Annotated in this window: 26 protein-coding genes and 1 tRNA gene; 7 read left to right on the forward strand and 20 right to left on the reverse strand. The window is 32.1% G+C overall.

What is annotated here, in order from left to right:
* Window positions 1-17: 17 nt before the first annotated feature.
* The 14 genes from ABD766_RS10760 to ABD766_RS10825 all read right to left on the reverse strand — a co-directional run bounded on the left by ABD766_RS10760 (window position 18) and on the right by ABD766_RS10825 (window position 10,057).
* Entirely contained in the window at window positions 18-1,331 is a 1,314-nt protein-coding gene (locus ABD766_RS10760; protein WP_344816696.1) for a TolC family protein, read from the reverse strand.
* A 136-nt stretch (window positions 1,332-1,467) separates the two neighbouring features.
* Entirely contained in the window at window positions 1,468-3,066 is a 1,599-nt protein-coding gene (locus tag ABD766_RS10765) for a hypothetical protein (protein WP_344816697.1), read from the reverse strand.
* A gap of 80 nt (window positions 3,067-3,146) precedes the next feature.
* On the reverse strand, window positions 3,147-3,347 hold the full coding sequence (locus ABD766_RS10770) for a hypothetical protein (protein ID WP_344816698.1): 201 nt from the start codon (window positions 3,345-3,347) through the stop codon (window positions 3,147-3,149).
* Window positions 3,348-3,405: 58 nt separating this feature from the next.
* On the reverse strand, window positions 3,406-3,741 hold the full coding sequence (locus tag ABD766_RS10775; RefSeq protein WP_344816699.1) for a hypothetical protein: 336 nt from the start codon (window positions 3,739-3,741) through the stop codon (window positions 3,406-3,408).
* 100 nt (window positions 3,742-3,841) lie between these two features.
* Entirely contained in the window at window positions 3,842-4,030 is a 189-nt protein-coding gene (locus ABD766_RS10780; RefSeq protein WP_344816700.1) for a hypothetical protein, read from the reverse strand.
* A 96-nt stretch (window positions 4,031-4,126) separates the two neighbouring features.
* A complete protein-coding gene (locus tag ABD766_RS10785; protein WP_344816701.1) occupies window positions 4,127-4,324 on the reverse strand; it encodes a DUF6132 family protein in 198 nt (65 codons plus the stop codon).
* 1 nt (window position 4,325) lies between these two features.
* On the reverse strand, window positions 4,326-4,592 hold the full coding sequence (locus ABD766_RS10790; RefSeq protein ID WP_344816702.1) for a heavy-metal-associated domain-containing protein: 267 nt from the start codon (window positions 4,590-4,592) through the stop codon (window positions 4,326-4,328).
* Window positions 4,593-4,603: 11 nt separating this feature from the next.
* Window positions 4,604-4,906, reverse strand: a complete 303-nt coding sequence (gene trxA, locus ABD766_RS10795; protein WP_344816703.1) for a thioredoxin — start codon at window positions 4,904-4,906, stop codon at window positions 4,604-4,606.
* Between the two features lie 2 nt (window positions 4,907-4,908).
* A complete protein-coding gene (locus ABD766_RS10800; protein ID WP_344816704.1) occupies window positions 4,909-5,106 on the reverse strand; it encodes a hypothetical protein in 198 nt (65 codons plus the stop codon).
* An 8-nt stretch (window positions 5,107-5,114) separates the two neighbouring features.
* Window positions 5,115-6,521, reverse strand: a complete 1,407-nt coding sequence (locus ABD766_RS10805; RefSeq protein ID WP_344816705.1) for an MBL fold metallo-hydrolase — start codon at window positions 6,519-6,521, stop codon at window positions 5,115-5,117.
* A gap of 99 nt (window positions 6,522-6,620) precedes the next feature.
* Window positions 6,621-8,039: an MBL fold metallo-hydrolase gene (locus ABD766_RS10810; RefSeq protein ID WP_344816706.1), complete on the reverse strand. Its 1,419-nt coding sequence runs from the start codon at window positions 8,037-8,039 to the stop codon at window positions 6,621-6,623.
* Window positions 8,040-8,095: 56 nt separating this feature from the next.
* Window positions 8,096-8,905, reverse strand: a complete 810-nt coding sequence (locus ABD766_RS10815) for a sulfite exporter TauE/SafE family protein (RefSeq protein ID WP_344816707.1) — start codon at window positions 8,903-8,905, stop codon at window positions 8,096-8,098.
* Window positions 8,906-8,969: 64 nt separating this feature from the next.
* Entirely contained in the window at window positions 8,970-9,599 is a 630-nt protein-coding gene (locus ABD766_RS10820) for a Crp/Fnr family transcriptional regulator (RefSeq protein ID WP_344816708.1), read from the reverse strand.
* Window positions 9,600-9,601: 2 nt separating this feature from the next.
* Window positions 9,602-10,057, reverse strand: coding sequence for a DUF1801 domain-containing protein (locus tag ABD766_RS10825; RefSeq protein ID WP_344816709.1), 456 nt, complete (start codon window positions 10,055-10,057; stop codon window positions 9,602-9,604).
* Between the two features lie 108 nt (window positions 10,058-10,165).
* Here ABD766_RS10825 and ABD766_RS10830 point away from each other — a divergent pair, with 108 nt between their 5' ends.
* Entirely contained in the window at window positions 10,166-11,281 is a 1,116-nt protein-coding gene (locus tag ABD766_RS10830) for a DUF3667 domain-containing protein (RefSeq protein ID WP_344816710.1), read from the forward strand.
* A 1-nt stretch (window position 11,282) separates the two neighbouring features.
* Window positions 11,283-12,314 carry a M28 family metallopeptidase gene (locus ABD766_RS10835; protein WP_344816711.1) on the forward strand — a complete coding sequence of 344 codons (1,032 nt, stop codon included), beginning with the start codon at window positions 11,283-11,285 and terminating at the stop codon, window positions 12,312-12,314.
* Between the two features lie 43 nt (window positions 12,315-12,357).
* On the opposite strand, the gene ABD766_RS10840 is transcribed toward ABD766_RS10835, so the two are convergent.
* A complete protein-coding gene (locus tag ABD766_RS10840; protein ID WP_344816712.1) occupies window positions 12,358-12,819 on the reverse strand; it encodes a hypothetical protein in 462 nt (153 codons plus the stop codon).
* 120 nt (window positions 12,820-12,939) lie between these two features.
* Between ABD766_RS10840 and lpxD the strand changes: the two genes are divergently transcribed.
* On the forward strand, window positions 12,940-13,929 hold the full coding sequence (gene lpxD / locus ABD766_RS10845; RefSeq protein ID WP_344816713.1) for a UDP-3-O-(3-hydroxymyristoyl)glucosamine N-acyltransferase: 990 nt from the start codon (window positions 12,940-12,942) through the stop codon (window positions 13,927-13,929).
* Between the two features lie 60 nt (window positions 13,930-13,989).
* On the opposite strand, the gene ABD766_RS10850 is transcribed toward lpxD, so the two are convergent.
* The 4 genes from ABD766_RS10850 to ABD766_RS10865 all read right to left on the reverse strand — a co-directional run bounded on the left by ABD766_RS10850 (window position 13,990) and on the right by ABD766_RS10865 (window position 16,490).
* A tRNA-His gene (locus ABD766_RS10850) sits at window positions 13,990-14,063 on the reverse strand.
* A 62-nt stretch (window positions 14,064-14,125) separates the two neighbouring features.
* Window positions 14,126-14,842 carry a bacillithiol biosynthesis deacetylase BshB1 gene (gene bshB1 / locus ABD766_RS10855; RefSeq protein ID WP_344816714.1) on the reverse strand — a complete coding sequence of 239 codons (717 nt, stop codon included), beginning with the start codon at window positions 14,840-14,842 and terminating at the stop codon, window positions 14,126-14,128.
* A gap of 164 nt (window positions 14,843-15,006) precedes the next feature.
* Window positions 15,007-16,065, reverse strand: coding sequence for an isochorismate synthase (locus ABD766_RS10860; RefSeq protein WP_344816715.1), 1,059 nt, complete (start codon window positions 16,063-16,065; stop codon window positions 15,007-15,009).
* Window positions 16,062-16,490, reverse strand: coding sequence for a hotdog fold thioesterase (locus ABD766_RS10865; RefSeq protein ID WP_298305333.1), 429 nt, complete (start codon window positions 16,488-16,490; stop codon window positions 16,062-16,064). Before ABD766_RS10865 ends, ABD766_RS10860 begins: the two co-directional genes overlap by 4 nt.
* 131 nt (window positions 16,491-16,621) lie before the next feature.
* Between ABD766_RS10865 and ABD766_RS10870 the strand changes: the two genes are divergently transcribed.
* The 4 genes from ABD766_RS10870 (at window position 16,622) to ABD766_RS10885 (ending at window position 23,433) form a co-directional block, all read left to right on the forward strand.
* On the forward strand, window positions 16,622-18,229 hold the full coding sequence (locus ABD766_RS10870; protein WP_344816716.1) for a hypothetical protein: 1,608 nt from the start codon (window positions 16,622-16,624) through the stop codon (window positions 18,227-18,229).
* Window positions 18,230-18,416: 187 nt separating this feature from the next.
* Window positions 18,417-22,082 (forward strand): phosphoribosylformylglycinamidine synthase, encoded by a 3,666-nt coding sequence (gene purL / locus ABD766_RS10875; RefSeq protein ID WP_344816717.1) that lies wholly within the window; start codon window positions 18,417-18,419, stop codon window positions 22,080-22,082.
* A 235-nt stretch (window positions 22,083-22,317) separates the two neighbouring features.
* On the forward strand, window positions 22,318-22,761 hold the full coding sequence (locus tag ABD766_RS10880; protein WP_344816718.1) for a hypothetical protein: 444 nt from the start codon (window positions 22,318-22,320) through the stop codon (window positions 22,759-22,761).
* Window positions 22,762-22,947: 186 nt separating this feature from the next.
* Window positions 22,948-23,433, forward strand: a complete 486-nt coding sequence (locus ABD766_RS10885) for a hypothetical protein (protein ID WP_344816719.1) — start codon at window positions 22,948-22,950, stop codon at window positions 23,431-23,433.
* On the opposite strand, the gene ABD766_RS10890 is transcribed toward ABD766_RS10885, so the two are convergent.
* Window positions 23,423-23,560 (reverse strand): hypothetical protein, encoded by a 138-nt coding sequence (locus tag ABD766_RS10890; RefSeq protein ID WP_344816720.1) that lies wholly within the window; start codon window positions 23,558-23,560, stop codon window positions 23,423-23,425. The two genes, ABD766_RS10885 and ABD766_RS10890, sit on opposite strands and share 11 nt — an antisense overlap.
* Window positions 23,561-23,638 lie beyond the last annotated feature (78 nt).

Consider the following 23,638-nt stretch of genomic DNA (forward strand, 5'->3'; position numbering starts at 1 on the left):
CTAATCTTAATACTCTTTTACTTAGTTAAAAATTGCAAATACTGCTTAGTGAAATTATATTCAAAAACCGATTGCAAATGCTCCAATTCTTTTTGAATCATTTGAGTTTCTGATTGCAATAAATCGGTTGTTTTTTCTAATCCTTGCGTAAATCTATTTTGACGAATTCTATAAGCTTCTTGGGATTGTTCCAAGGCTAATTTTGACAGATTTACTTTATTTTCAGCATCTTTCAATTGACGATTGGTTTTGTTTAATTCCAATTGGCTTTGTTTTTTGTATTGGTCTTTTTCAACATCGGCTTTTTGCGATTCAGCTTTGGCTTTTTGAAATTTTCCAATCGATTTATATCCGTCAAAAACATTCCATGATAATTGCGCTCCGACTAAATATCCTTTAGCAGCAGTTCCTAAAAAGTTTTGGTCGTACAATTCATAACTTCCAAAAGCATTTAATCTTGGTAAGAAAGCCATTTTAGAGGATTGCAACATTTTAGCATAAGCTTCAGACGATTTACTCATCGCTTGAATATCCTTTCTATTATCTGATAATGAAGTATTTATTTCTTCAATTACAATTGCATTATCTAATTCTTCCGATGGTTTGTAGATTTTCCCATTACTATCTTCATTCAATAAAAAAGCTAAATAATCGGACGCATTTTGCACATTACTCTTGGCATATTGCAGTTGGTTGGCGATTTCATTTACTCGAACTTGAACATTCAGCAAATCGGTTTTTTGCAACATTCCTTGTTTGAAATAATTATCAACTAATTTCAAATTGGCTTTTCCTGTTGAATTGGCTTTTTCTAAAACTTTTACTGCTCTGTAAGCCAATTGCAATTGCATGTACGCTTTTGAAACCTCTAATTCTAAATATTCTTTAGTACGTTCGGTTTGCAATTGATAGGCTTCCATTTTAGATTTTGCAGCTTTTCTTTCAAACAAACCATCAACATTAATTAAAGGTTGTTGGATTTCAAATTTGGTAGCAAAATTTTGCGTTTTAGCTGGATCATTTAACAACGCTGGATTGAAATCTGCCATAGTCAAAATTTCTTGATTCAATTTAGAACCAAAAGCCATCAATGGATTGGTGGTAGAAATTCCGGTATGCGACACATTGATGTTGGGCAAAAAGAGTGCGTTGGATTGATTGTAATCTGCCTTTGCTGATTGATAGGTTTTTTCAGCAATTTTTATTTGTAAATTCTTTTCGGATAGTTTCTGAGACAATTCGCTTTTAGAAATAGACAAAGTATCTTGACTAAAACCAAAAAGTGAACTCAAAATTGTTCCTGTAAAAATGATGTAACTTATTTTCTTCATAATTTTATATCTGAATTATAAAGCAAAAGTAGAACGGTAAAAATGTCTTTACAGTTACAAATGTTACAGAGTAACTAATGTTACAAAAAAAGCGTCCAATTTCTTGAACGCTTTTTGAATAAATAGTGTGATTTATTTAGTTAACTATCACTTTTTGAGAAACATAAAATTTATCATTAAAGATAAAAGTTATGATAACAGTTTGATTTGCAACGCCATCGATTTCAAAATTCATTGAATTTTCTCCTTGTTTGGCATCAGAAACTTCACCATCTGTAATAATTTTTCCGTCTAATGAAGTTACGAAATAATCAATTGTTGTTTCATAAGCCATATTAAAGTTAATTTTTACAACACCATTTTGAGTTGGATTTGGAGAAACCGACATAGAAAATGGATTTTTTCCGTTGATTTCTTGAACTCCCAAAGGTTGATTACGTATCAATTTTACTTCATAAATGGTTGGATTTGCTGAAGTTGTACTAGTTTGATTCACGCTGAAAGGATTTTGCGTCGGACTGCTCAAACCACCTACGATATGACCAATTACAAATTCATTTGCAGTGATTTCATCTAACTTTATTACTTCATTTGAAAAATGTGGTAATGCTTTGTTTTGAATAAATTCGGCACTAGCACCTTTTAAACTCGGCATTGTTTCTGGCAATTGATATTCTTGCAAAGAACCATCTGCAAAGCGTGTTGTGCGACTAATTGTATTTACAAAAGGAACCGCATTATCCTGAATCAAAGTGGTTCCGTTATAATAGTATTGGCTAATTCCTCCAAAAAACAAATTGTGCATTCTGTTGGTTGATGCATCATACAAACAGGATTTGGCACTGTGATAGTTACTCAAATACTGATTAAATGTAGTTTGAGCAACATGTCCAGATGCCTTAATATCAACCGGATACAAAAATGGTAAATCTACATTGATTTGAAAAACACCTGATGAAATCGTATAACCCAATTCGCCATTTGGAAAAACTTGTGGTAACAAATTATAATCTCTTCTGTGTAAATGAACAGCATCGGTAATTACTTCATAATTAGCAATACTCAATTGTGTTCCTGAATTGTTAATGGTAAATTTTTTAATTCCATTAGTGTAGGTTTGCACAAAAGTTGGGTTGTTCATTGGGTTATATCTTCCGTCAAATCTATGACCTCCAACAAGATAAAACGTGTTTCCAATTTTACCTAATTGTCCGCCAGTAACTGCAAAATTTTCATCCGTTATTTGTTTGAAATAACTTGCAATTGGAGTTCCTGCAATTACTGCATTTATCAAGTTGGGCACATCAACTGATGTCATTTTATTGAACGTGATATGATCATTGGCTGTAGCCGAAAACGCGTAACCACCAACTAAATAAAGAGTTGTGTCATCTTGGTAAAAGTTGAAATTTGTCGCTTGAAGTTGTTCTTTTAAAGCAGTTGCCAAAGAATTTACTGAAGCTGACCAAAACTGATTGGTAGCAATATCAACCACATAAATATTGGTATTATTACTTGCAGCTGGAAAAGCATTGAAAGGTTGGCGTGCATGAATTCCGTCGATTCTCCCTCCTATTATTAACCATTTTCCGTTATGTTGTGCAAAGGCATACGAATGAATTCCGGGAAAATTCGGAATGGTTATCGGATTTAATTGCACCTGATAATCAAAAGTAGTTTGCGAAATGGCAAAACTTGAAATTAAGAGGAATACAATTTTATATAATGTTTTCATTTTAAGATTTTTAAAATTGTATAATAGAAGATTAGTGTCAATTAAAAACTGACACTAATCATCACTATTACATTAAAAAATTACGCTTTTTTCTCTTCTGCTTTTTTAGAAGAACAACAGCCTCCTTTTTTCTCACCTTCGCCACAAGATTTTTTCTCTTCTGAAGAACATGATTTTTCTGTTTTAGCTTTTTTCTTTTTTTGTTTAGGCTCTTGTTGAGCGTTTACATTCATTGAAAATAAGAAAGCTACTATTGCTAATATTGAAACTATTTTTTTCATTTTTTTATGTTTTAAATTTTTAAATTGATTTGTTGTAATTCATTAAATTACGCTTATTTTAAGACAATAAAAACGATTCTGGTGGTTGCCAAATAGTTACATTATAATTAGAACTAAAGTTTTTGTGGTATAAAATATTTTCTTTTTTTGGAATAAAACTTATGTTGTTTACAAAAGAATATGTTGAAGCAAATACTAAAAATGTTGGACTATTCAAGCTATAACTTAAGAGACATTTTTCTTTTTCACAACCTTTAGTTGGTTCACAGTCAGAATTGGATTTATTGCATGAAACTTGTTCTTTTTGAGCCAATTGCATTTTGATTGCTTTAACCGACGGAAGAATGGTTAAGGCATTAAAATAAAAGCATAATAAAATTGCAAAATATTTCATAGAACAAATTTATTCAATAAAAATAAATTAAAATGTGACAAATGTTACACAAAAAAAAGCGTCCAATTTCTTGAACGCTTTTTTAAAATATCTTAGCTAATTATGCTGCTTTTTTAGATGCACAACATCCACTTTTTTTCTCACCTTCACTACAAGATTTTTTTTCTTCTGTTGTTGAAGCTGTTTTTTCAGTTTTAGCTTTTTTCTTTTTTTGTTTTGGCTCTTGAGCGTTTACATTCATTGAAAATAAAAACGCTACTACAGCTAACATTGATGCTACTTTTTTCATTTTTTATATTTTTAAAATTAATGTTTCTTTACTTATTTATATCAAATAGTGTTCCAAATATACTATTTTATTCCTTAAACAAAAATAAATTAACTTTTATTTATTCTTGTTCTCCTTTACAAATAAATTGAATAACAATCCGCCCATCAAGGCACCATATAATGTGCTATTCAATGGTTTAGAGGTTATGGCACAAGTTCCGCTAGCGCAACCTACATAATGATAGTAGGCATATCCTGCAATTGCTCCAACGATAACTCCAACTGCTGCTATAATAATTGCTTTCTTACTCATTTTATTTGGTCTCATTCATTCTTCCGATAGCGCAATTCACATAGGATTTGGCTTGGCGAAGCAACGTATTATCACCTTTTTCTGGATAACCAAGTTCGTTTAGTTTAGCAATAATTGTTGCTCTATTCGCGGTTCCTTTTACAACTATGGTATCAATTTCTTTATCAATGGTAACTTCTTCTACGTTATCAATTTTTAATAAAGCTGTTTTAATACTGTTCATACAACCACCACATTTTATATTCTCAACTTCAAAAATTGTTTCCATTTTTTTATTTATTAATTTGTTTTTTCCAGAATAATTTGAATAATTTCTTCTTTAGATAAAACTCCTGATTGACGCCACAGTTGTTGTCCTCTTTGATACAACATCATTGTTGGAACACCACGAACTTGTTGCATTGCCGCTAATTCTTGGTTTTTATCTACATCTACTTTAATGATAGAAACTCTATCACCTAAACTGTCTTTTACTTGTTTCAAAACTGGTCCGAGCATTTGACATGGTCCGCACCAAGTGGCAAAAAAGTCTATTAAAACAGGTTTATCAGAATTGATAATATCTTTAAATGAATCGTTCATAATTATTTATTTTTATCGTAATTTACATTACATCCACTTGGTCCGCAACCCATATTAAAAAGGGCTTGAAACAAAAAGAAGATTCCAAAAACTATAAAAAACCATTCGTGCGTTTGATAAGCATTATAAAATAAAAATAAAGCCAATGCTACTCTAAGGAATCGCATAAAATGCCAATTGGTAAAAAGTAATTGTTTCATTTTTTTATTTATTTCAATGTAGATGGACAAACGTAATTTGTTGTTTTAATTCCGGTATTTCTTATGGCAGCAAAACCACCTAATACGTTGATTACATTATGATAACCACGAGCTTTTAATATCGATGCAGCAATCATAGAACGATAACCTCCGGCGCAATGCAAATAAAAATCTTCTTCTTTAGGAAACTCAGCCAAATGTTCGTTTAAAAAATCTAAAGGAGTTGAAGGAACGTCTAAAATATGTTCAGAAGCATATTCTCCTGGCTTTCTTACGTCAAAAACTGGAACCTTTTCTTCCATTTTCTCTTCGAGAACTTTTGCTGTAACAGAAGTAATTGTATCATATTCTAGACCAGCTTTTTTCCATTCTTCAAATCCACCCTTTAAATAACCTAAAGTGTTGTCATATCCTACCCTTGCTAATCTTTTGATAGTTTCTTCTTCTCTACCTTCTGGAGTTACAAGAAGAATTTCTTGTTTGATGTCTAAAATCAAAGCACCAACCCAAGGAGCAAATTGTCCATCAATACCAATAAAAATTGATTTCGGAATATGTCCTTTTTCAAAATCATCTTGGTGTCGAACATCCAAAATTAAAGCTTCTGTTTCGTTCGCAACCAATTCAAATGTTTTTGCGTCAAAAGCTTTTGCTTCTCTTACAATATCTTCTACGTTACCATAACCTTCCTTATTCAACTTCACATTCATAGGAAAATAAGCTGGCGGAGGCAATAAACCGTCGGTAACTTCGGCTATAAATTCCTCACGTGTCATATCGGCACGAAGCGCATAATTAGTCGCCTTTTGGTCACCAATACTTCCTACGGTTTCTTTACTTAAATTTTTTCCGCAAGCACTTCCTGCACCATGCGCTGGATAAACAATTACATCATCTGCTAAAGTCATTACTTTAGTTCGCAAACTATCAAAAAGAATTCCAGCCAGTTGTTCTTGCGTCATGTCAGCTGCTTTTTGAGCCAAATCAGGACGACCAACATCACCTAAAAACAACGTATCACCACTAAAAAGCGCATAGTCTTTTCCGTCTTTATCTTTTAATAGGTAACATGAACTTTCCATTGTATGTCCAGGTGTGTGAAGACATGTAATTGTTATTTCACCCAATTGAAAAACTTCACCATCTTTGGCAATATGCGCCTCAAAAGTTGGATTGGCATTGGGTCCAAAAACAATTGGAGCACCTGTTTTTTCAGCTAATGTAACGTGTCCGCTAACAAAATCAGCATGGAAATGGGTTTCAAAAATGTATTTTATTTTGCCTCCATTGGCAGTCGCTTTATCAACATAAGGTTGCACCTCACGAAGTGGATCAATAATAGCTACTTCACCGTTACTTTCAATATAATAAGCACCTTGTGCTAAGCAACCTGTATAAATTTGTTCTATAATCATACCTATATCATTAATTTGATAATGTAAAATTAATCAGTTTTGAACGATAATAGCGTAACTTTTGTTACAATTTAACAAAGAATCCGTCTAAACTTTTTTTTACAACATTGTAGAAGGACAAACGTACTCTGTTTTTGATAATGAAGTTTTCTTAATATCATTAAATCCTCCAATGACATCAACAAAATTATCAAACCCTTTTTGCTTTAACATGGAAGCTGCAATCATGGAACGATATCCGCCTGCGCAATGCAATATGAATGCTTTATCCCTAGGAAATTCAGCTAAATGATTGTGCAAAACATTTAATGGAATATTGATTGCATCAACCAAATGTTCTGATTGGAATTCGCTAACTTTTCTAACATCAATAATGATTTGTTTTTCTTGATTGCAGTGTTTTTCAAGTTGCTCGGCAGTAATTCTGTGAACTATATTAATTTCTTTTCCTGCGTTTTGCCATGCTTCAAATCCGCCATCTAAATATCCAATAGCATTGTCGTAACCTACACGCGATAAACGAATAATAACTTCTTTTACTTTTTCATTATTTTCTGCAACAATTATAATTTCTTGTTTGATGTCTAAAATCAATTCGCCAACCCAAGACGCAAAATTGCTCTCTAAACCAATATTTAAGCTATTTGGGATAAATCCTTTTGCGAAAATTTCGGCTCTACGTGTATCCAGAATTAGAACTTTCGTTTCGTTAATAAGCACTTCAAATTCATTTACTGAAAATGCTTTTTGACCTTTCTCCATGATTGAATCTAAAGAATCATAACCTTGAATATTCATCAATACATTTTTTGGAAAATATTGTGGTGGCGTTGTTAATCCAGTTAAAATTGCTTCTACAAATTCATCTTCGGTCATTTCTTGCAAAGCATAATTGGTTTTCTTTTGATTACCAAGTGTATCAGTAGTTTCTTTACTCATATTTTTACCACAAGCACTTCCAGCACCGTGATTTGGATAGACAATTAAATCATCTGATAAAGGTATAATTTTAGTGCGAAGCGAATGATACAAATGACGTGCTAATTTGTCTTGCGTTAAATCGGCAATTACGTGTTGTGCCAAATCAGGACGACCAACATCACCAATAAATAAAGTATCCCCAGAAATTAATCCTTGCTCTTTTCCATCTTCATTAGAAACTAAAAAGCAAGAACTTTCCATGGTGTGACCTGGAGTGTGAATTAATTTTATATCAATTCCGCCAACTTTAAAAATTTCGCCATCTGTTCCAACGTGCATTTCAAAACCTGTTTTCATTGCTGTTGGTCCGTAAACAATTGTAGCTCCAGTTTTGTTTGCTAAATCTATATGACCTGAAACAAAATCGGCGTGAAAATGGGTTTCAAAAATATATTTTAACTTTACATTATCACGTTCTAATCTATCTAAATAAGGTTGGGTTTCTCTTAAAGGATCAACAATTGCAGCTTCTCCATTGGAAGTGATGTAATAGGCAGCTTCTGCAATACATCCGGTATAAATTTGCTCTAATCTCATAAGATAAAAATTTTATCAAAAATAGAGGAACAAAAAATTAGAAAATATGATAAATATCAGATGTTACCAAAGAAAGTCTCCTTGATGATAATGTAAATTCCCATAGCGAGAACGAACCATCCGAAACCTGTTTTGAGTTTTTCTCCATCGATTTTTTTAGAGAGATAACTTCCAATAAAAACACCAATTATAGAGCAAACTGTGAAGATTATAATTAAATTCCAATCCAAATTTTGTTCTGGACGAATATCACCAATAAAACCTATTAATGATTGAACTGAAACAATAAAAAGTGATGTTCCGACTGCCATTTTCATTGGAGTTTTTGCTAAAAACAATAAGGCTGGAATGATTAAAAATCCGCCACCAGCACCTACGAATCCTGCTACAAATCCTATAAAAAGTCCCTGAGAAAAAATTGCAATATAGTTTAGTTTGGTATCATCGTTAATGATTTTTTCTTTTAAAGGCTTTATCATTCTAATAGATGCTGCAATCATTACAATGGCAAAAACAACCATTATCAAAACCGATTTATGTAATGAAAATGAAGTTGTAGAAAAGATAACTTCAGGAATATTGGGCACAATGAATTTTCGTGTCAAGAAAACTGCAAGAATTGTAGGAACACCAAATAAAACTACTTTTTTAAAATCGACTAATTGCTGTTTTGCTTTTTGAACACCTCCAAATAATGCTGTTGTTCCAACTACAAATAAAGAGTATGCTGTTGCAAGAATAGGCTCAACACCCATAACATAAACCAAAATAGGAACTGATAAAATAGAACCTCCACTTCCTATCAAACCAAGAGTGATTCCAACAAAAAACGCTAAAATGTATCCAATTATATGAGATATTTCCATTTACTAAATTTTGCGGAACAAAGGTTCGTATTTATATTTTTAAATTGGGTAACTATTGTTACAATTATACAACAATTTCGATGGAAGCTCTGTGTAATTTTATTCTTCCTTCGTTTTCTAAAGCTTTTAGCAATCTTGAAATTACTACACGTGAAGTATGCAAATCATAAGCAATCTCTTGATGCGTGTTTTGAATGTGATTTGTTTTATTGATTTTTGCTTTCTCAAAAAGATAATTCAAAAGACGTTCGTCCATATTCATAAATGCCAAATTATCAATTGCTGTTAGCATTTCTTTCAATCGATTGTTGTAGCTGTTGAAAACAAAATTGCGCCATGATTTGTATTTCCCTAACCATTCTTCCATTTTACTGACCGGAATCATGATTAGTTTCACATCGGTTTCGGCAACAGCTTTAATTTCGCTTTTAGTATCTCCAAGGCAGCAAGCCATTGTCATGGCACAAGTATCTCCTTTTTCTATGAAGTATAATAATAGTTCACCTTCATCAAAATCTTCTCTTAAAATTTTGATTGCGCCTTTCAATAATAAAGGCATATTCTTGATATAATCACCAAAATCTATCAGCACATCACCTTCCTTAAAATCGTAGATTCTTGCTACTTGAGCTATTTCTTCAAGAAGTTTTTCTTCAAAAATGGCACTGTAATTTTCTTTTACTATATCTAACATTATTATTTTTTTAGGTTTTTTTCATAGTCAGAAATCCATTGTTCCACAGTAACTTTTGAAAGTAATTCTCCAATTAAATCATAAGGAATATCGTTCATTTTCTTAAATCGTATGCAACTTTTTCCCATATCTAATTTTGATTTACAATATTTAGGATATTCAGCCGAAAACCAATCGTGTAGATTTTTATCAGAATAAACCATCATATGGTAGATGTTTATGGAATTCTTTTGAGAAGCGATGGCAAAAAAAGGCAAAGGCAATTCAGGTGTACAATGATAACCATTTGGATAAATAGAATGTGGTACAACATAACCCAACATACCATAACTAATTTGCTCTTCAAAACCTTTTGGAAGATTTTGTAACGTTATTTCACGAAGTTTTGACATTGCTTCTCTTCTATCCTCTGGAAGTTCTGCTAAATATTGTTCAGGAGTTGTGGCTTTTGATTGCATATTCTAAATGTATTTGTAACAAAAATAAAATTTTATAACTAATTTATAGTATCAAAAGTAAAACTAATTTTTTTTAATAGCTTTACAACATAAAATATCGTTTACTTTATGTCGCACAAAAGTCCTTTAAGAGAAGATAAAACTTGTTTGAATTGCAATCACGTTGTTGCAAGTCGCTTTTGTCCGAATTGTGGTCAAGAAAACACTGAATCTCGTAAAACTTTTCATCATTTGTTTATACACTTCTTTGAGGATTTAACACATTATGAAAATGCTTTTTGGAAAACGATTAAAAATCTTTTATTACGTCCAGCATCATTAACTAAAGAATATTTATCGGGAAAACGATTGTCTTACCTTGCTCCTGTTAGGTTGTATATTTTTATAAGTTTTGTTACGTTTTTTCTAATTTCACTTTTACCAAGTAATATTGCTGAAGAGATAAAAGCTGATGAAGCCAGAACAGAAAAAAAGCAAACTAAAGCTGCTGGCGGATTAGTGAAATTTACAGAATCTAACGAAATAGAAGATACTATCAATATCTCTCCACAAGAATTAAAATTAAAATCCTTATTAAATGAAGGAAAATTATCTAAAAAGGAATACGATACTTTATTAGATTACACTCAAAAATCTGAAGATAAACAAAAAGTAGATTTCGCATTTGGTGGTAAAAAATATAAATCCATAAAGCAAATGGATTCTTTACAAAAATTTGGAAAAGATAAGTTAAATCCTGTAAGTTTTTGGTTTGCAAAAAAGTTAATGAAAGTTACTCAAAAGAAGGATAGTGACGAAATAATTCCAGCATTTATAGAATCATTCAAACACAACATTCCAAAAGCATTATTTGTTTATATGCCTTTATTTGCCTTTTTATTATGGCTCTTTTATGACAAAAAGAAATGGTATTATTTTGATCATGGTATTTTTACTTTGCATTACTTTTCTTTTATGCTTTTAATAATTTTAATTTCAACATTTTTAATTCAATTTATTTATCTATTTGGAGAAAATGGAGTTACAGAAACCATTGATATTTCATTGAACTTAATTATTCCTATTTGGTTTATATATTACTTTTACAGATCAAGTAAAAACTTCTATCAAGGTACTCGAATAACATCATTCATAAAAAGTAGTTTGCTGCTATTTTTAAATACAATTTTGATGTTTTTTGTTTTAATGTTTTTCATCATCTACTCATTTATAACCATTCACTAATATGAAAAAAATACTAATTACAGGTTTAGCGCTAATACTATTATCGTGTTCTGGAACTCAAAATAGTCCATCTACCAAAACAACTAAACCCTTAGATGTTAATAGTTATGTTAACTCAATCACTGCTGAAGAACTTAAAGTTAATCTCACCGTTATTGCATCCGATGAAATGGAAGGTAGAAATACAGGAAGTGAAGGTCAAAAAAAAGCAGGAAACTATATTATTGAGCAATACAAAAAAATGGGAATTCCTTTTCCGAAAGGAGCTGATAGCTATTACCAAAAAGTGCCTTCTGAATACATGAAAAAAGGATTTAGTCCTAAACTACCTGATTCAGAAAACATCTGGGCTTTCATTGAAGGTTCTGAAAAACCAGAAGAAATTATAGTTGTATCTGCGCATTACGATCATGTTGGAATGAAAAATGGCGAAGTTTATAATGGTGCCGATGATGATGGTTCTGGAACTGTTGGTTTAATAGAAATTGCACAAGCTTTTCAGAAGGCCAAAAAAGAAGGTCACGGACCAAAACGTTCCATACTAATACTTCACGTAACTGGAGAAGAACACGGATTGCATGGCTCAAGATATTATTCTGAAAATCCTTTGTTTCCTTTAGCTAATACTGTTGCTGATGTAAATATTGACATGATTGGACGTCGTGATGAAGCACATGCTGATTCTAACAATTATGTTTATGTAATTGGTTCCGATTATCTTTCAACCGATTTATACAATATTTGCGAAGCAGTAAACAATAAATACACCAAATTAACTTTGGATTATAAATACAATGACAGAAACGATAAAAATCGTTTTTACTATCGTTCCGACCATTATAACTTTGCTAAAAATGGAATTCCATCAGTATTTTTATTCAACGGAACTCACGCAGATTATCATAAACCTACTGATGAAGTTGATAAAATTGAATTTGATGCATTAGCAAAAAGAACCCAATTAGCTTTTACAATAGCTTGGGAAATTGCCAACAGAAAAGATAGAATTGTCGTTGATAAAGATGGTAAATAGATTATAAAAGAAAGCTCCGATTAATGTCGGAGCTTTTTTTGTATTAGAATTTTGAAATAAATTCCTTTAATAATTTTTCTGAAAAAAATAAAGACGAATAAGAATCGTGTGCTTGTGGATTATTTAATTCGAAATCAGCTAATTTATCTAGATATAATTTCAGTTGTTCTTTAGTAAGTAGATTTCTATAATCTTGCTCTTGACGAATCAAAGTTTTAATGTATAGAGCCGTATCTCTTTCATCTTCGGAAACATTCATTTTGTTATAAATAACTAGTAATTCTTTATATTGACTGATGAATAAATCCTTGAAAATTGGATTTTGTTCTTCTGTATAATTTACAATTCCGAAAGTAATTCTGCCTTTTGTTTGCCAGAACATAGTTTCACCTTCTGCACCTTTTGCAACAAAATTTTGCATCACAGCAACTTTAAGCTTAATCGCTCTTTCAATCTGTCCAAAGGTTAAGATTGGAGCTAAAAATAATATTAATAAATATTTCATCTTTTAAAATTATAGAAACAAAAGTAAAATATTTTCAAAAATAAATAAGGTATTTAACTAATAATTAGTGAATATGAAAACTATTTACTTAATTTGAAAGCTATAACCAAACCAAATTAAATGAAAAATTATACAATTCAGGAAATTAATGCCATTCTAAATGGTGAAATTATTGGGACAACAACCAACACCATAACTGCTCCAGAGCAATTAGAACTAGCTACTGAAAATGAAATTTCTTTCATTGGAAATAAAAAATACGAAAAATATTGGGCTGCTTCAAAAGCTTGTGCTGCCATAGTAAACCAAGATATTTCAATAGAACCAGGTGAAAATCGAGTGTTTATAAAAGTAAAAAATGCCGATTTGGCGATGTCTCAAATTCTTGAGATGTTTGCGCCACCTACTCCACAATTTAGTCACGAAATTCATCCAACAGCTACCATTGATGCCTCTGCAAAAATTGGAAATGGTTCTAGAATTGGTGCTGGTTGTTATGTTGGTCCAAATGTAGTTTTAGGCGAAAATGTTACTTTATATCCAAATGTAACCATTCTTGACGAATCGACTATTGGAAACAATACTGTGATTTGGCCTGGAGCTGTGGTACGTGAAAGATGTCATGTTGGTGCCTACTGCATTTTGCATCCCAATTGTACCATTGGAGCTGATGGATTTGGCTTTAGACCATGTCCAGAAAGAGGATTGGCTAAAATTCCACAAATTGGTAATGTAATACTTGGGAATAATGTAGAAATTGGTGCAAACTCATCTGTAGATAGAGGAAAATTCAGTTCAACAATTCTTGGTGATGGATGTAAGATTGATAATTTAGTTCAAATTGGACACAATAGTAAACTTGGAAAATTCTGTATCATGGCAGGAAATAGCGGTCTTGCTGGTTCAGTAACTTTAGGAAATGGCGTAATGATTGGAGGAAGTGCTTCTATAAAAGACCATTTAACTATTGGCGACAGAGCTATAGTTGGTGCTGGTTCTGGAGTTGCAGCCGATGTTGAAGCAGGAAAAACTGTTTTAGGATATCCAGCAGTTGATGCACGAACAGCCTTAAAACAATGGGCAATTTTAAAGCGAATGGCTACAGAATAATCAATTAAACTATATATAAACAAAAAAAGCCTTGAATTTCTTCAAGGCTTTTTAATTAAGGGTGGCTGACCGGGTTCGAACCGGCGACCCTCGGCACCACAAACCAATACTCTAACCAGCTGAGCTACAACCACCATTTTTAACGAGTGCAAATGTATTGCAAAAGTTTTATTTTACAAAGAAAAATTTAAAAAAATTATTTCAAATCACTTAAGCTATTGACTGTCAAATATCTTTCTACAGTATATCCTTCAGCGTAAGCAACACCTGTTATTCTTCCTAAGTCTTGGGCTCTATATTTTACACTTTCTAAGAAATTTTTCGAACTTATAGGAGACTCTGGTTCTTTAGAATTTGGATCATAAAATTGTGAGCCATATGCTAAAATTGATTCCATTTTAACTTCCATAAAACCTGAAATATCTACTACAAAATCAGGTTCCAAATTTTTCCATTGAATGTAATGATATACAACTTTTGGTCGCCAAGCACTTTGCTTTTCACCATTACATTCTGTTTCAATCATTCGTAAACCTGATAAAAAACAAGCATCAGAAACTAATTTACTTCCTTTTCCATGATCGATATGTCTATCATCAATAGCGTTACAAAGCACGATTTCAGGTTGGTACTTTCTTATCATTTCGATGATTTTCAACTGATGTGCTTCATCGTTTACAAAGAAACCATCTCGCATATCAAGATTTTCTCTAACAGAAACACCCAGAATTTGAGAAGCCTTAGCTGATTCCGAATTACGAATTTCAACTGAACCACGAGTTCCTAATTCACCACGAGTCAAATCGATAATTCCGACTTTCTTCCCAAGAGAAATTTCTTTTGCAATAGTTCCGCTACAACCCAATTCGACATCGTCTGGATGAGCGCCAAATGCTAATATATCTAGTTTCATTTTAAATAATGTATATTGTATTGTTGTATATTGTATTGTTGTATATTGTATATTGTAATCTTGTATAATGTATTGTCTTATATTGTATTGTTGTATAATTAACCTCCTACTTCCTACTTCCTACTTCCTACTTCCTACTTCCAACATCCATCCTCCAACTTATATCACAATACACTTTTAATAGTCAAAGACTTATTCTGTGTTTCTATAAATTCTTTTTCAGGATTACTATCTTTTGTAATTCCGCAACCAATATATAAATTTACTTCATTATTTTCAATTTTCATGCATCGCAAGTTCACAAATAAATCCGTTTGTTCTTCCTTAAAGGTTTGAAAATCCTTGTTCCATTCTCCTAAAAATCCTGCATAAAATTCTCTATTATAACCTTCGTTTTCAAGAATAAATTGTTTGGCAACCTCTTTTGGAAATCCGCAAACAGCTGGTGTTGGATGTAATGAATCGATAATATTTGAAATACTATTCCTATCCTCAACTTCAGCTTGAATGTCTGTTTTAAGATGCACTAAATTTCCAGCTTGCTGATTATAAGGTTTCGAATAAGTTACATTTTCTGAAAATGATTTTAAATTATTTACAATATAATCAGTGACTATTTGCTGTTCAACAATTTCTTTATCTTGCCATTTAATCAATTCTAAACCAGTGTTTAATTGTGTTCCAGCTAAAGAAACGGTTTTAATCAAATTTTCGTCAATTTTTAAAAACTGTTCTGGTGTTGCACCCATCCAAAAACCAATTTTAGGATGATAAAAACAATATTTAAAAGCCGATTTATAATTAAATAGTAGTTTTCTAAAAACCAATTCAATATCAAAATGATTAACTTGTGTGATTTCTTTTCTTGATAAAACTACTTTTTCAAATGCTCCATTTTGAATAGAGTCAATTCCTTTTTTTACCAAATTCTCAAACTTAACTTTATCCTGTAAATTGGTTTCTGATTTAAAAGTATTTTCAAAAATAAAATCAGAATTTGAAACTTCTTCAAAATAAATATCCGAATTATCTTCAGGAATTAAATACCGCTTTTGATTATCAAAAGATACAAATGCGAAGCCACTTTTATCATTTTCAAGCTCAAATAACGCATCATTTTTCTGAAGAAAAGCAATTATCTTGTCGGAATTAGGTTTGCAATAACAAACAAATGGAAGTTTGTTATTGAACTGCTCTTTTACTTTTTGAAATAAGAAACTCATCGTCCTTTACTTGGTAAAATCATATTCGTTAATTTGCATAACGATATTAATCTGTCGGCTTCATCTACAATTCTAATTTCCCAAAGATGAATACTCGCTCCTTTGTGTAGAATTTTGGCTGTGGCTGTTACCATTCCTTCACGTTTACTTCTAACATGGTTGGCAGAAATCTCAATTCCACGAACTTCTTGTTTTTCTGGATTAACAAACATAATGGATGCTGCACTTCCAACGCTTTCTGCTAAAGCAACAGAAGCACCGCCATGCAACAATCCCATGGGTTGATGCACTCTTGGATTTACAGGCATCGTTGCTACTAGAAAATCCTCTCCCGCGTCGATGTATTCAATCTCTAATGTTTGCATTAAAGTATTTTTAGACCACTCGTTACATAGTTGTAACATCTTCTCTTTATCAAATGACATAGCAATAATTTTATACAAAATTAGTCATTTTTAAATTACTTGATTAGGAAGTAAACTAATAAGTAACTTTTGACGTTATCTATTTTTGAAATTTCAAATTATTACATACATTTACCAAAATTCAGTGATCCATGCGTAAATTACTTTTTTTATTATTTATAACTATTGCTCTAAGTTCTTGTAGGAAAGACTTTGAATTTGAACCCAATACAGGCGGATTATCATTTTCAAAAGACACCGTTTATTTGGATACCGTTTTTACTAACATTGGTTCAAGTACTTACAGATTAAAAGTTTACAACAAAAGTGACAAAGATATCTCAATTCCTAAAGTTCAATTAGGAAAAGGCATCAACTCTAAATACCGATTAATGATTGACGGAATGACTGGAGATGCTGGTGCTCAAGGTAAAATCTTTAGTAATGTAGAATTGCTTGCTAAAGACAGTTTGTTCATTTTCATTGAAGTTACAAGTGATGTAGCAAGTGCTAATCCTACTGATTTTCTTTACACTGACCAAATACAATTTACTAATGTAACTGGAGCGCCGCAAACGGTTGAATTGGTTACTTTAATTCAAGATGCGATTTTCATTTATCCAAATCGTACACAGAATGTTGATAATTCATATACCTACGAAAATATATCTTTAGGACTAGATACTGATGGAAATGAAATTAAACTTATAGGAAGTAATTTAAGTGAAACCGATCCAGTAAATGGTGATGAACTCCATTGGACCAATGCAAAACCCTATGTAGTTTACGGCAATGCTTTAGTTCCGAATGGAAAAACATTAGTTGTTGATGCTGGATCCAGAGTGCATTTTCATGCCAATTCAAGTTTGATAGTTAATCAAACGGCTTCCATTCAAGTAAATGGAGGAAATCCACCTGCCAATAATCCAGAGAATATAACCAATGAAGTGATTTTTGAAGGCGATAGATTAGAACCTTCATTCGCAAATGTTCCTGGACAATGGGGATCAATAATAATTTTATCTGAGTTAAATACTAACACCATTAATCATCTTACAATAAAAAATGCTACTGTTGGATTATTAGCTCAAAAAAGATTAGCTGTAGATGAAGACGATACACACCAACCTAAAGTTACTATTACCAATTCTCAAATATACAATTGCTCTAACGTAGGTATCTTAGGTAGAGATGCACAAATTACTGGTTCTAACTTAGTTGTCAACTATTGTGGTGAAGCAAGTTTGGCAGCAACTCTTGGTGGTTCTTATAATTTCACACATTGTACCTTTAACAATAATTGGAACAGTTCAAGTCAGGTTGCTGTACTTTTGAGTAATTATTTGGAAACATCAACTACGCTATATATTAGTGATTTGAATGCGGCGAACTTTAACAATTGCATTATTTATGGAAGTAATCAAATAGAAATGTTTCTTGATAAAAAAACAGAAGCGCCTTCCCTATTTAATTACAAATTCAATCATTGTTTGATAAAATTCAATAACATCAATAACCAGTTTTCAAACAATCCTTTGTATCCACCAATTAATACAACTGACTATACTTCTTGTTACATTGCAACTAATTCTTCTACATTTAATCCGAAGTTTAAGAATGTGGCTAAAAATAAATTATGGTTAAGCGAAGCTTGGAATACAGCAATGACAAATGATGCTGTATTCAGCTCTTTCAATGATATTGTTGGAAATTCCAGAAGTTCTAATGTTGCATTGGGTGCATATCAATTTGTTCCTTAAAAATTTTAATACAAAATAAAGAAGGTTTCAGTTGTCAAAATTGAAACCTTTTTTTTACAAAATTGTCAAAAACTCGTTAAAAACTATTTACTTCTTTTTTGGCACTCCGTACTATTTGACTTAAATTTGCATCACAACATTGTACAGACAAGTCACTGGCTTGTCTGTACCACAACAACACAACACAATGATTCACTTTTTCGGAAACGAAACCGCTACTGTATTTGCTGTGCAATCACACAACGAATTATCCGCAGAAACTACCTCAAAATTAAATTGGCTTTTTGGCAACGCACATAAAATAGATAAATCCGTACTTGCGGATTTTTTTGTTGGTCCACGTGCCGCAATGGTTACTCCTTGGAGCACCAATGCTGTCGAAATTACCCAAAACATGGGAATCGAAGGCATCATCAGAATTGAAGAATTTGAAAAAGTTTCAAGTGATTTCTCTGATTTTGATCCAATGCTTTCGCAAAAATATTCAGAATTAAATCAAGATATTTTTACCATCAATATTCAACCAGAAGCTATTCTTGAAATTGAAGATATTGCCGCTTACAACAAGCAAGAAGGTTTGGCGCTAAACGATGAGGAAGTTATTTATTTAGAGAACTTATCTAAAAAACTAAATCGAAAACTTACCGATTCAGAAATTTTTGCATTTTCACAAGCCAATTCTGAACATTGTCGTCATAAAATTTTCAACGGAACATTTATTATTGATGGCATAGAAAAAGAAACTTCACTTTTCAAATTAATCAAGAAAACATCTTCTGAAAATCCGAACGATATTGTTTCAGCCTATAAAGATAATGTGGCTTTTGTAAAAGGTCCGAAAGTAACACAGTTTGCTCCAAAAAGAGCTGACAAACCTGATTTTTACCAAGAAAAAGAATATGATTCGGTACTTTCTTTAAAAGCAGAAACCCACAATTTCCCAACAACAGTCGAGCCTTTTAATGGTGCGGCAACAGGTTCTGGTGGAGAAATTAGAGATAGATTAGCTGGTGGACAAGGTTCACTTCCTTTAGCTGGAACAGCGGTTTACATGACATCGTATTCAAGATTGACTAACAATCGAAAATATGAAGAAGCTATGACTGAGCGTCCGTGGTTGTACCAAACTCCAATGGATATTTTGATAAAAGCATCCAATGGAGCGTCCGATTTTGGAAATAAATTTGGACAACCTTTGATTACTGGTTCTGTTTTGACATTTGAACATAATGAGCAAAACAGAAAACTAGGTTACGATAAAGTTATCATGCAAGCTGGTGGAATTGGTTACGGAAAATTAGACCAAGCAATTAAAAAGAAACCGCAAGAAGGTGATAAAATTGTAATTCTTGGTGGTGAAAATTATAGAATTGGAATGGGTGGCGCTGCGGTTTCCTCTGCAGATACTGGAGCTTTTGGTTCTGGAATTGAATTGAATGCCATTCAACGTTCGAATCCTGAAATGCAAAAACGTGCTGCCAATGCCATTCGTGGATTAGTAGAAAGCGATAATAATCCAATTGTTTCTATTCACGATCATGGTGCTGGTGGACATTTGAATTGTCTTTCAGAATTAGTTGAAGAAACTGGTGGATTAATCGATTTAGATAAATTGCCAGTTGGTGATCCAACGCTTTCTGCTAAAGAAATTATTGGTAACGAATCGCAAGAACGTATGGGATTGGTTATAGGCAAAAAAGATATTGAAATTCTTCAAAAAATAGCCGACAGAGAACGTTCTCCAATGTACCAAGTTGGTGATGTTACTAATGACCATCGATTTACATTTGAATCGAAAACTACTGGTGCAAAACCAATGGATTATGCGTTAGAAGACTTTTTCGGAAGTTCGCCTAAAACCATTATGACTGACAAAACTATTGTTAGAAATTATAGTGATTTAGACTATTCGCAAGAAAATATTCCGGCTTATTTAGAAGAAGTTTTAAAACTAGAAGCTGTTGCTTGTAAAGATTGGTTAACTAATAAAGTCGACCGTTGTGTTGGAGGAAAAGTTGCCAAACAACAATGCGCTGGACCATTGCAATTACCATTGAATAACGTTGGTGTAATGGCTTTGGATTATAATGGCAAAGAAGGAATTGCAACATCAATTGGGCACGCTCCTATTTCGGCATTGATTGATCCAAAAGCTGGAAGCAGAAATGCGATTGCTGAAGCGTTATCTAACATCGTTTTTGCACCTTTAAAAGATAATTTAAAATCGGTTTCACTTTCTGCCAACTGGATGTGGGCTTGTAAAAATGAAGGTGAAGACGCAAGATTATATGAAGCTGTTGAAGCTTGCTCAGAATTTGCTATCGAATTGGGAATCAATATTCCGACTGGAAAAGATTCGCTTTCTATGAAACAAAAATATCCTAATGATGAAGTAATTGCACCAGGAACGGTGATTATTTCGGCGGCTGGAAATTGTTCAAATATTACTAAAGTGGTGGAACCTGTTTTGCAAAGAAACAAAGGTTCGATTTACTACATCAATTTATCGCAAGATGATTTTAAATTGGGTGGAAGTTCGTTTGCCCAAACCTTAAATAAAATTGGTTCTGAAACTCCAACGATTAAAGATGCTGCATTTTTCAAAAAAGCATTTAATACAATTCAAGAGTTAATTAAAGACAGACAAATCGTTGCAGGACACGATATTGGAAGTGGTGGATTAATCACAACTTTATTAGAAATGTGTTTTGCTGATGTAAATTTGGGTGCGAATATATCCTTCGATGCTTTCGCAGAAAAAGATTTAGTCAAAATCCTATTTGCTGAAAATATCGGAATTGTACTTCAAGCAAATGATGATGCTATTTTTGAAAAAGCATTTGAAGGAATGGAAATTTTTAAGATTGGTTCTGTACAAAATATACCTTCTTTAGATTTTGGCACTTCGACTGGGCTCAGTGTGACAAATTTCAATATTGGAATTTATAGAGAATTGTGGTTTGAAACCTCTTTCCTACTCGACCAAAAACAAACTAAAAACGGAAAATCATTAGAGCGTTTTGAGAACATTCCAAATCAACCTTTACAGTATAAATTCCCAAGTCATTTTACAGGATTGAAACCTGTGATTGATGGAACAAAACCTCGTCCGAAAGCAGCTATTATTCGTGAAAAAGGAAGTAATTCTGAGCGTGAAATGGCGAATGCCATGTACTTGGCTGGATTTGATGTAAAAGACGTTCACATGACCGATTTGATTTCGGGAAGAGAAACTTTGGAAGACATTCAGTTTATTGGAGCTGTTGGTGGATTCTCGAATTCGGATGTTTTGGGTTCGGCAAAAGGTTGGGCTGGAGCATTCAAATACAACGAAAAAGCAAACATTGCTCTGAAAAAATTCTTTGAACGTGAAGACACACTTTCTGTTGGAATTTGCAATGGTTGTCAGTTGTTTATGGAATTAGAATTAATCAATCCTGAACATGAAGTTCATGGAAAAATGCATCATAACGATTCGCACAAGCATGAAAGTGGATTTACATCAGTAACGATTCAAGAAAATCATTCCGTGATGTTAAATACATTGGCTGGAACTACACTTGGCGTTTGGATTTCGCATGGTGAAGGAAAATTCAAATTGCCTTACGCTGAAGAAAAATACAACATTGTAGCCAAATATGCTTACGAAGGTTATCCTGCCAATCCAAATGGTTCTGATTTCAATACGGCGATGATGTGCGACAAAACAGGAAGACATTTGGTAATGATGCCACACATTGAGCGTTCTACTTTTCCTTGGAATTGGGCTTACTATCCAACCGATAAAAAGGATGAAGTTTCGCCTTGGATTGAAGCGTTTGTGAATGCAAGACTTTGGATTGAAAAACAATAACTCGTTTTATAAAACATTTGAAATCCTTAATTGTGTTAAAGCAATTAAGGATTTTTTTATATATTTACGAGTACTTACAAACAGTTATAATTATTTGTAAATGTTTGTTTGTGGAACATATAGATAAGTTGTACGCAAAATTCTGAAAATGGGATGCATAAAAAATTTTTAGTGTAAAGTAAATACAATAAATTAAAAAAAATTAAAACTATAAAAACAATTAAATTAAATTATTATGAAGAAAATTATTACTGCATTATTATTTTTAGCTATAGTGACAAACTGCCTATCACAAGTAAAAGTATCAGACACAAAAGTACCAGAACTGATTGGAGAAATTAGATTAATGGGTAAATTAAACATTAGTCTAACTAAAGACAATGGAATATGTGAATTAACATATATAGATGAAAAATTTACTCAAATTACAAATTATAAATCGTTCTTATTTAGAGAATCAGACATTGAAACCATTTATAACTTATTAACATCTGAACAAGAAAAAGGAACTAAAAAGACTATAGAACTAGAAGATGGAGGTCGCTTAGATATTGAATTTAATAAATCAATGGGAAGTAAATACATTACAATATATCATATCGATAAAGCTGGTGTTATTGGAATGTGTAGAATGAATTTAAAACAAATAAATAAAGTTTTTGGAAAAAGTACTAAATAGTTAAAAATAAAGCCATCGTACAACAAAAGTTTGGCAATATGGTGGATTTTAGGCTTAATTTAAAATTGGTTTTATACTTGCAAAATCAGTTTTTAACCATAAATTTATGCTTCCTTAATCTGCCACATCACCAAGCTTCAATACTTTATAACCAATGCCTGAACAAAATTATCTAATAGATTAGTTATGAATGAAAAAGAAGAAAAAGAAGAGTGCGAAATAAACTATAAACTGGTTTACCATGCTGAACGTCAAAAAAGAGTTTGGGAATCATATTTTTATAGTCATCAAAGAATTGATATTTTAATTATTGCTCTTTCAAGTGCCGGAATTTACATATGTTTGGAAACAATGAAATATCTATATGAGCATAATGCATGTTGTATTAATCCGATAATTAAAATTTCAGCTTTTTTTCTTGTATTAACGATATTATTAAATTTAATTTCCCAATGGTACTCAACAAAAATCCATTATAACGATTACGATATTTGCGAGTATTGCATATCGTTAAGCGAAGAAGACATTATGGAATGTAAAGATGAAATTAAAAAAAGAGAAAAGGTAATTGAAGAAAATAATAAGAAATCAACTAATGCTACAAAAGCGAGTTTTGCCTTTTTATTCCTCGGTGTTTCATTATTATTGATTTTCTTTTTCTTTATTTTTTAGTTGGTGGAGGTGGTGGTACTCTTGGTATTGCTCTTCCTGGAGAATCTTTTCTCAATGGAATGTATACTGGAGTGGAAGGTTTTGTAGGATTTTGCGGATTTGGCTTTGGTTGATTTTCGTTTCTCATGATATAGACATTATTTTATCAAATATAATATTTTTTTTTAAGCCCCAACCCTACCTCGCAAATCCCTTGGCGTGGTAA

The sequence above is a fragment of the Flavobacterium cheonanense genome (assembly GCF_039539185.1).
Taxonomy (GTDB): Bacteria; Bacteroidota; Bacteroidia; order Flavobacteriales; family Flavobacteriaceae; genus Flavobacterium; species Flavobacterium cheonanense.

Excerpts from the sequence above, each read along its gene's own strand:
- ABD766_RS10760 (WP_344816696.1), bottom strand. The coding sequence starts at position 1,331 with ATGAAGAAAATAAGTTACATCATTTTTACAGGAACAATTTTGAGTTCA.
- ABD766_RS10765 (WP_344816697.1), bottom strand. The coding sequence starts at position 3,066 with ATGAAAACATTATATAAAATTGTATTCCTCTTAATTTCAAGTTTTGCC.
- ABD766_RS10770 (WP_344816698.1), bottom strand. The coding sequence starts at position 3,347 with ATGAAAAAAATAGTTTCAATATTAGCAATAGTAGCTTTCTTATTTTCA.
- ABD766_RS10775 (WP_344816699.1), bottom strand. The coding sequence starts at position 3,741 with ATGAAATATTTTGCAATTTTATTATGCTTTTATTTTAATGCCTTAACC.
- ABD766_RS10780 (WP_344816700.1), bottom strand. The coding sequence starts at position 4,030 with ATGAAAAAAGTAGCATCAATGTTAGCTGTAGTAGCGTTTTTATTTTCA.
- ABD766_RS10785 (WP_344816701.1), bottom strand. The coding sequence starts at position 4,324 with ATGAGTAAGAAAGCAATTATTATAGCAGCAGTTGGAGTTATCGTTGGA.
- ABD766_RS10790 (WP_344816702.1), bottom strand. The coding sequence starts at position 4,592 with ATGGAAACAATTTTTGAAGTTGAGAATATAAAATGTGGTGGTTGTATG.
- trxA (WP_344816703.1), bottom strand. The coding sequence starts at position 4,906 with ATGAACGATTCATTTAAAGATATTATCAATTCTGATAAACCTGTTTTA.
- ABD766_RS10800 (WP_344816704.1), bottom strand. The coding sequence starts at position 5,106 with ATGAAACAATTACTTTTTACCAATTGGCATTTTATGCGATTCCTTAGA.
- ABD766_RS10805 (WP_344816705.1), bottom strand. The coding sequence starts at position 6,521 with ATGATTATAGAACAAATTTATACAGGTTGCTTAGCACAAGGTGCTTAT.
- ABD766_RS10810 (WP_344816706.1), bottom strand. The coding sequence starts at position 8,039 with ATGAGATTAGAGCAAATTTATACCGGATGTATTGCAGAAGCTGCCTAT.
- ABD766_RS10815 (WP_344816707.1), bottom strand. The coding sequence starts at position 8,905 with ATGGAAATATCTCATATAATTGGATACATTTTAGCGTTTTTTGTTGGA.
- ABD766_RS10820 (WP_344816708.1), bottom strand. The coding sequence starts at position 9,599 with ATGTTAGATATAGTAAAAGAAAATTACAGTGCCATTTTTGAAGAAAAA.
- ABD766_RS10825 (WP_344816709.1), bottom strand. The coding sequence starts at position 10,057 with ATGCAATCAAAAGCCACAACTCCTGAACAATATTTAGCAGAACTTCCA.
- ABD766_RS10830 (WP_344816710.1), top strand. The coding sequence starts at position 10,166 with ATGTCGCACAAAAGTCCTTTAAGAGAAGATAAAACTTGTTTGAATTGC.
- ABD766_RS10835 (WP_344816711.1), top strand. The coding sequence starts at position 11,283 with ATGAAAAAAATACTAATTACAGGTTTAGCGCTAATACTATTATCGTGT.
- ABD766_RS10840 (WP_344816712.1), bottom strand. The coding sequence starts at position 12,819 with ATGAAATATTTATTAATATTATTTTTAGCTCCAATCTTAACCTTTGGA.
- lpxD (WP_344816713.1), top strand. The coding sequence starts at position 12,940 with ATGAAAAATTATACAATTCAGGAAATTAATGCCATTCTAAATGGTGAA.
- bshB1 (WP_344816714.1), bottom strand. The coding sequence starts at position 14,842 with ATGAAACTAGATATATTAGCATTTGGCGCTCATCCAGACGATGTCGAA.
- ABD766_RS10860 (WP_344816715.1), bottom strand. The coding sequence starts at position 16,065 with ATGAGTTTCTTATTTCAAAAAGTAAAAGAGCAGTTCAATAACAAACTT.
- ABD766_RS10865 (WP_298305333.1), bottom strand. The coding sequence starts at position 16,490 with ATGTCATTTGATAAAGAGAAGATGTTACAACTATGTAACGAGTGGTCT.
- ABD766_RS10870 (WP_344816716.1), top strand. The coding sequence starts at position 16,622 with ATGCGTAAATTACTTTTTTTATTATTTATAACTATTGCTCTAAGTTCT.
- purL (WP_344816717.1), top strand. The coding sequence starts at position 18,417 with ATGATTCACTTTTTCGGAAACGAAACCGCTACTGTATTTGCTGTGCAA.
- ABD766_RS10880 (WP_344816718.1), top strand. The coding sequence starts at position 22,318 with ATGAAGAAAATTATTACTGCATTATTATTTTTAGCTATAGTGACAAAC.
- ABD766_RS10885 (WP_344816719.1), top strand. The coding sequence starts at position 22,948 with ATGAATGAAAAAGAAGAAAAAGAAGAGTGCGAAATAAACTATAAACTG.
- ABD766_RS10890 (WP_344816720.1), bottom strand. The coding sequence starts at position 23,560 with ATGAGAAACGAAAATCAACCAAAGCCAAATCCGCAAAATCCTACAAAA.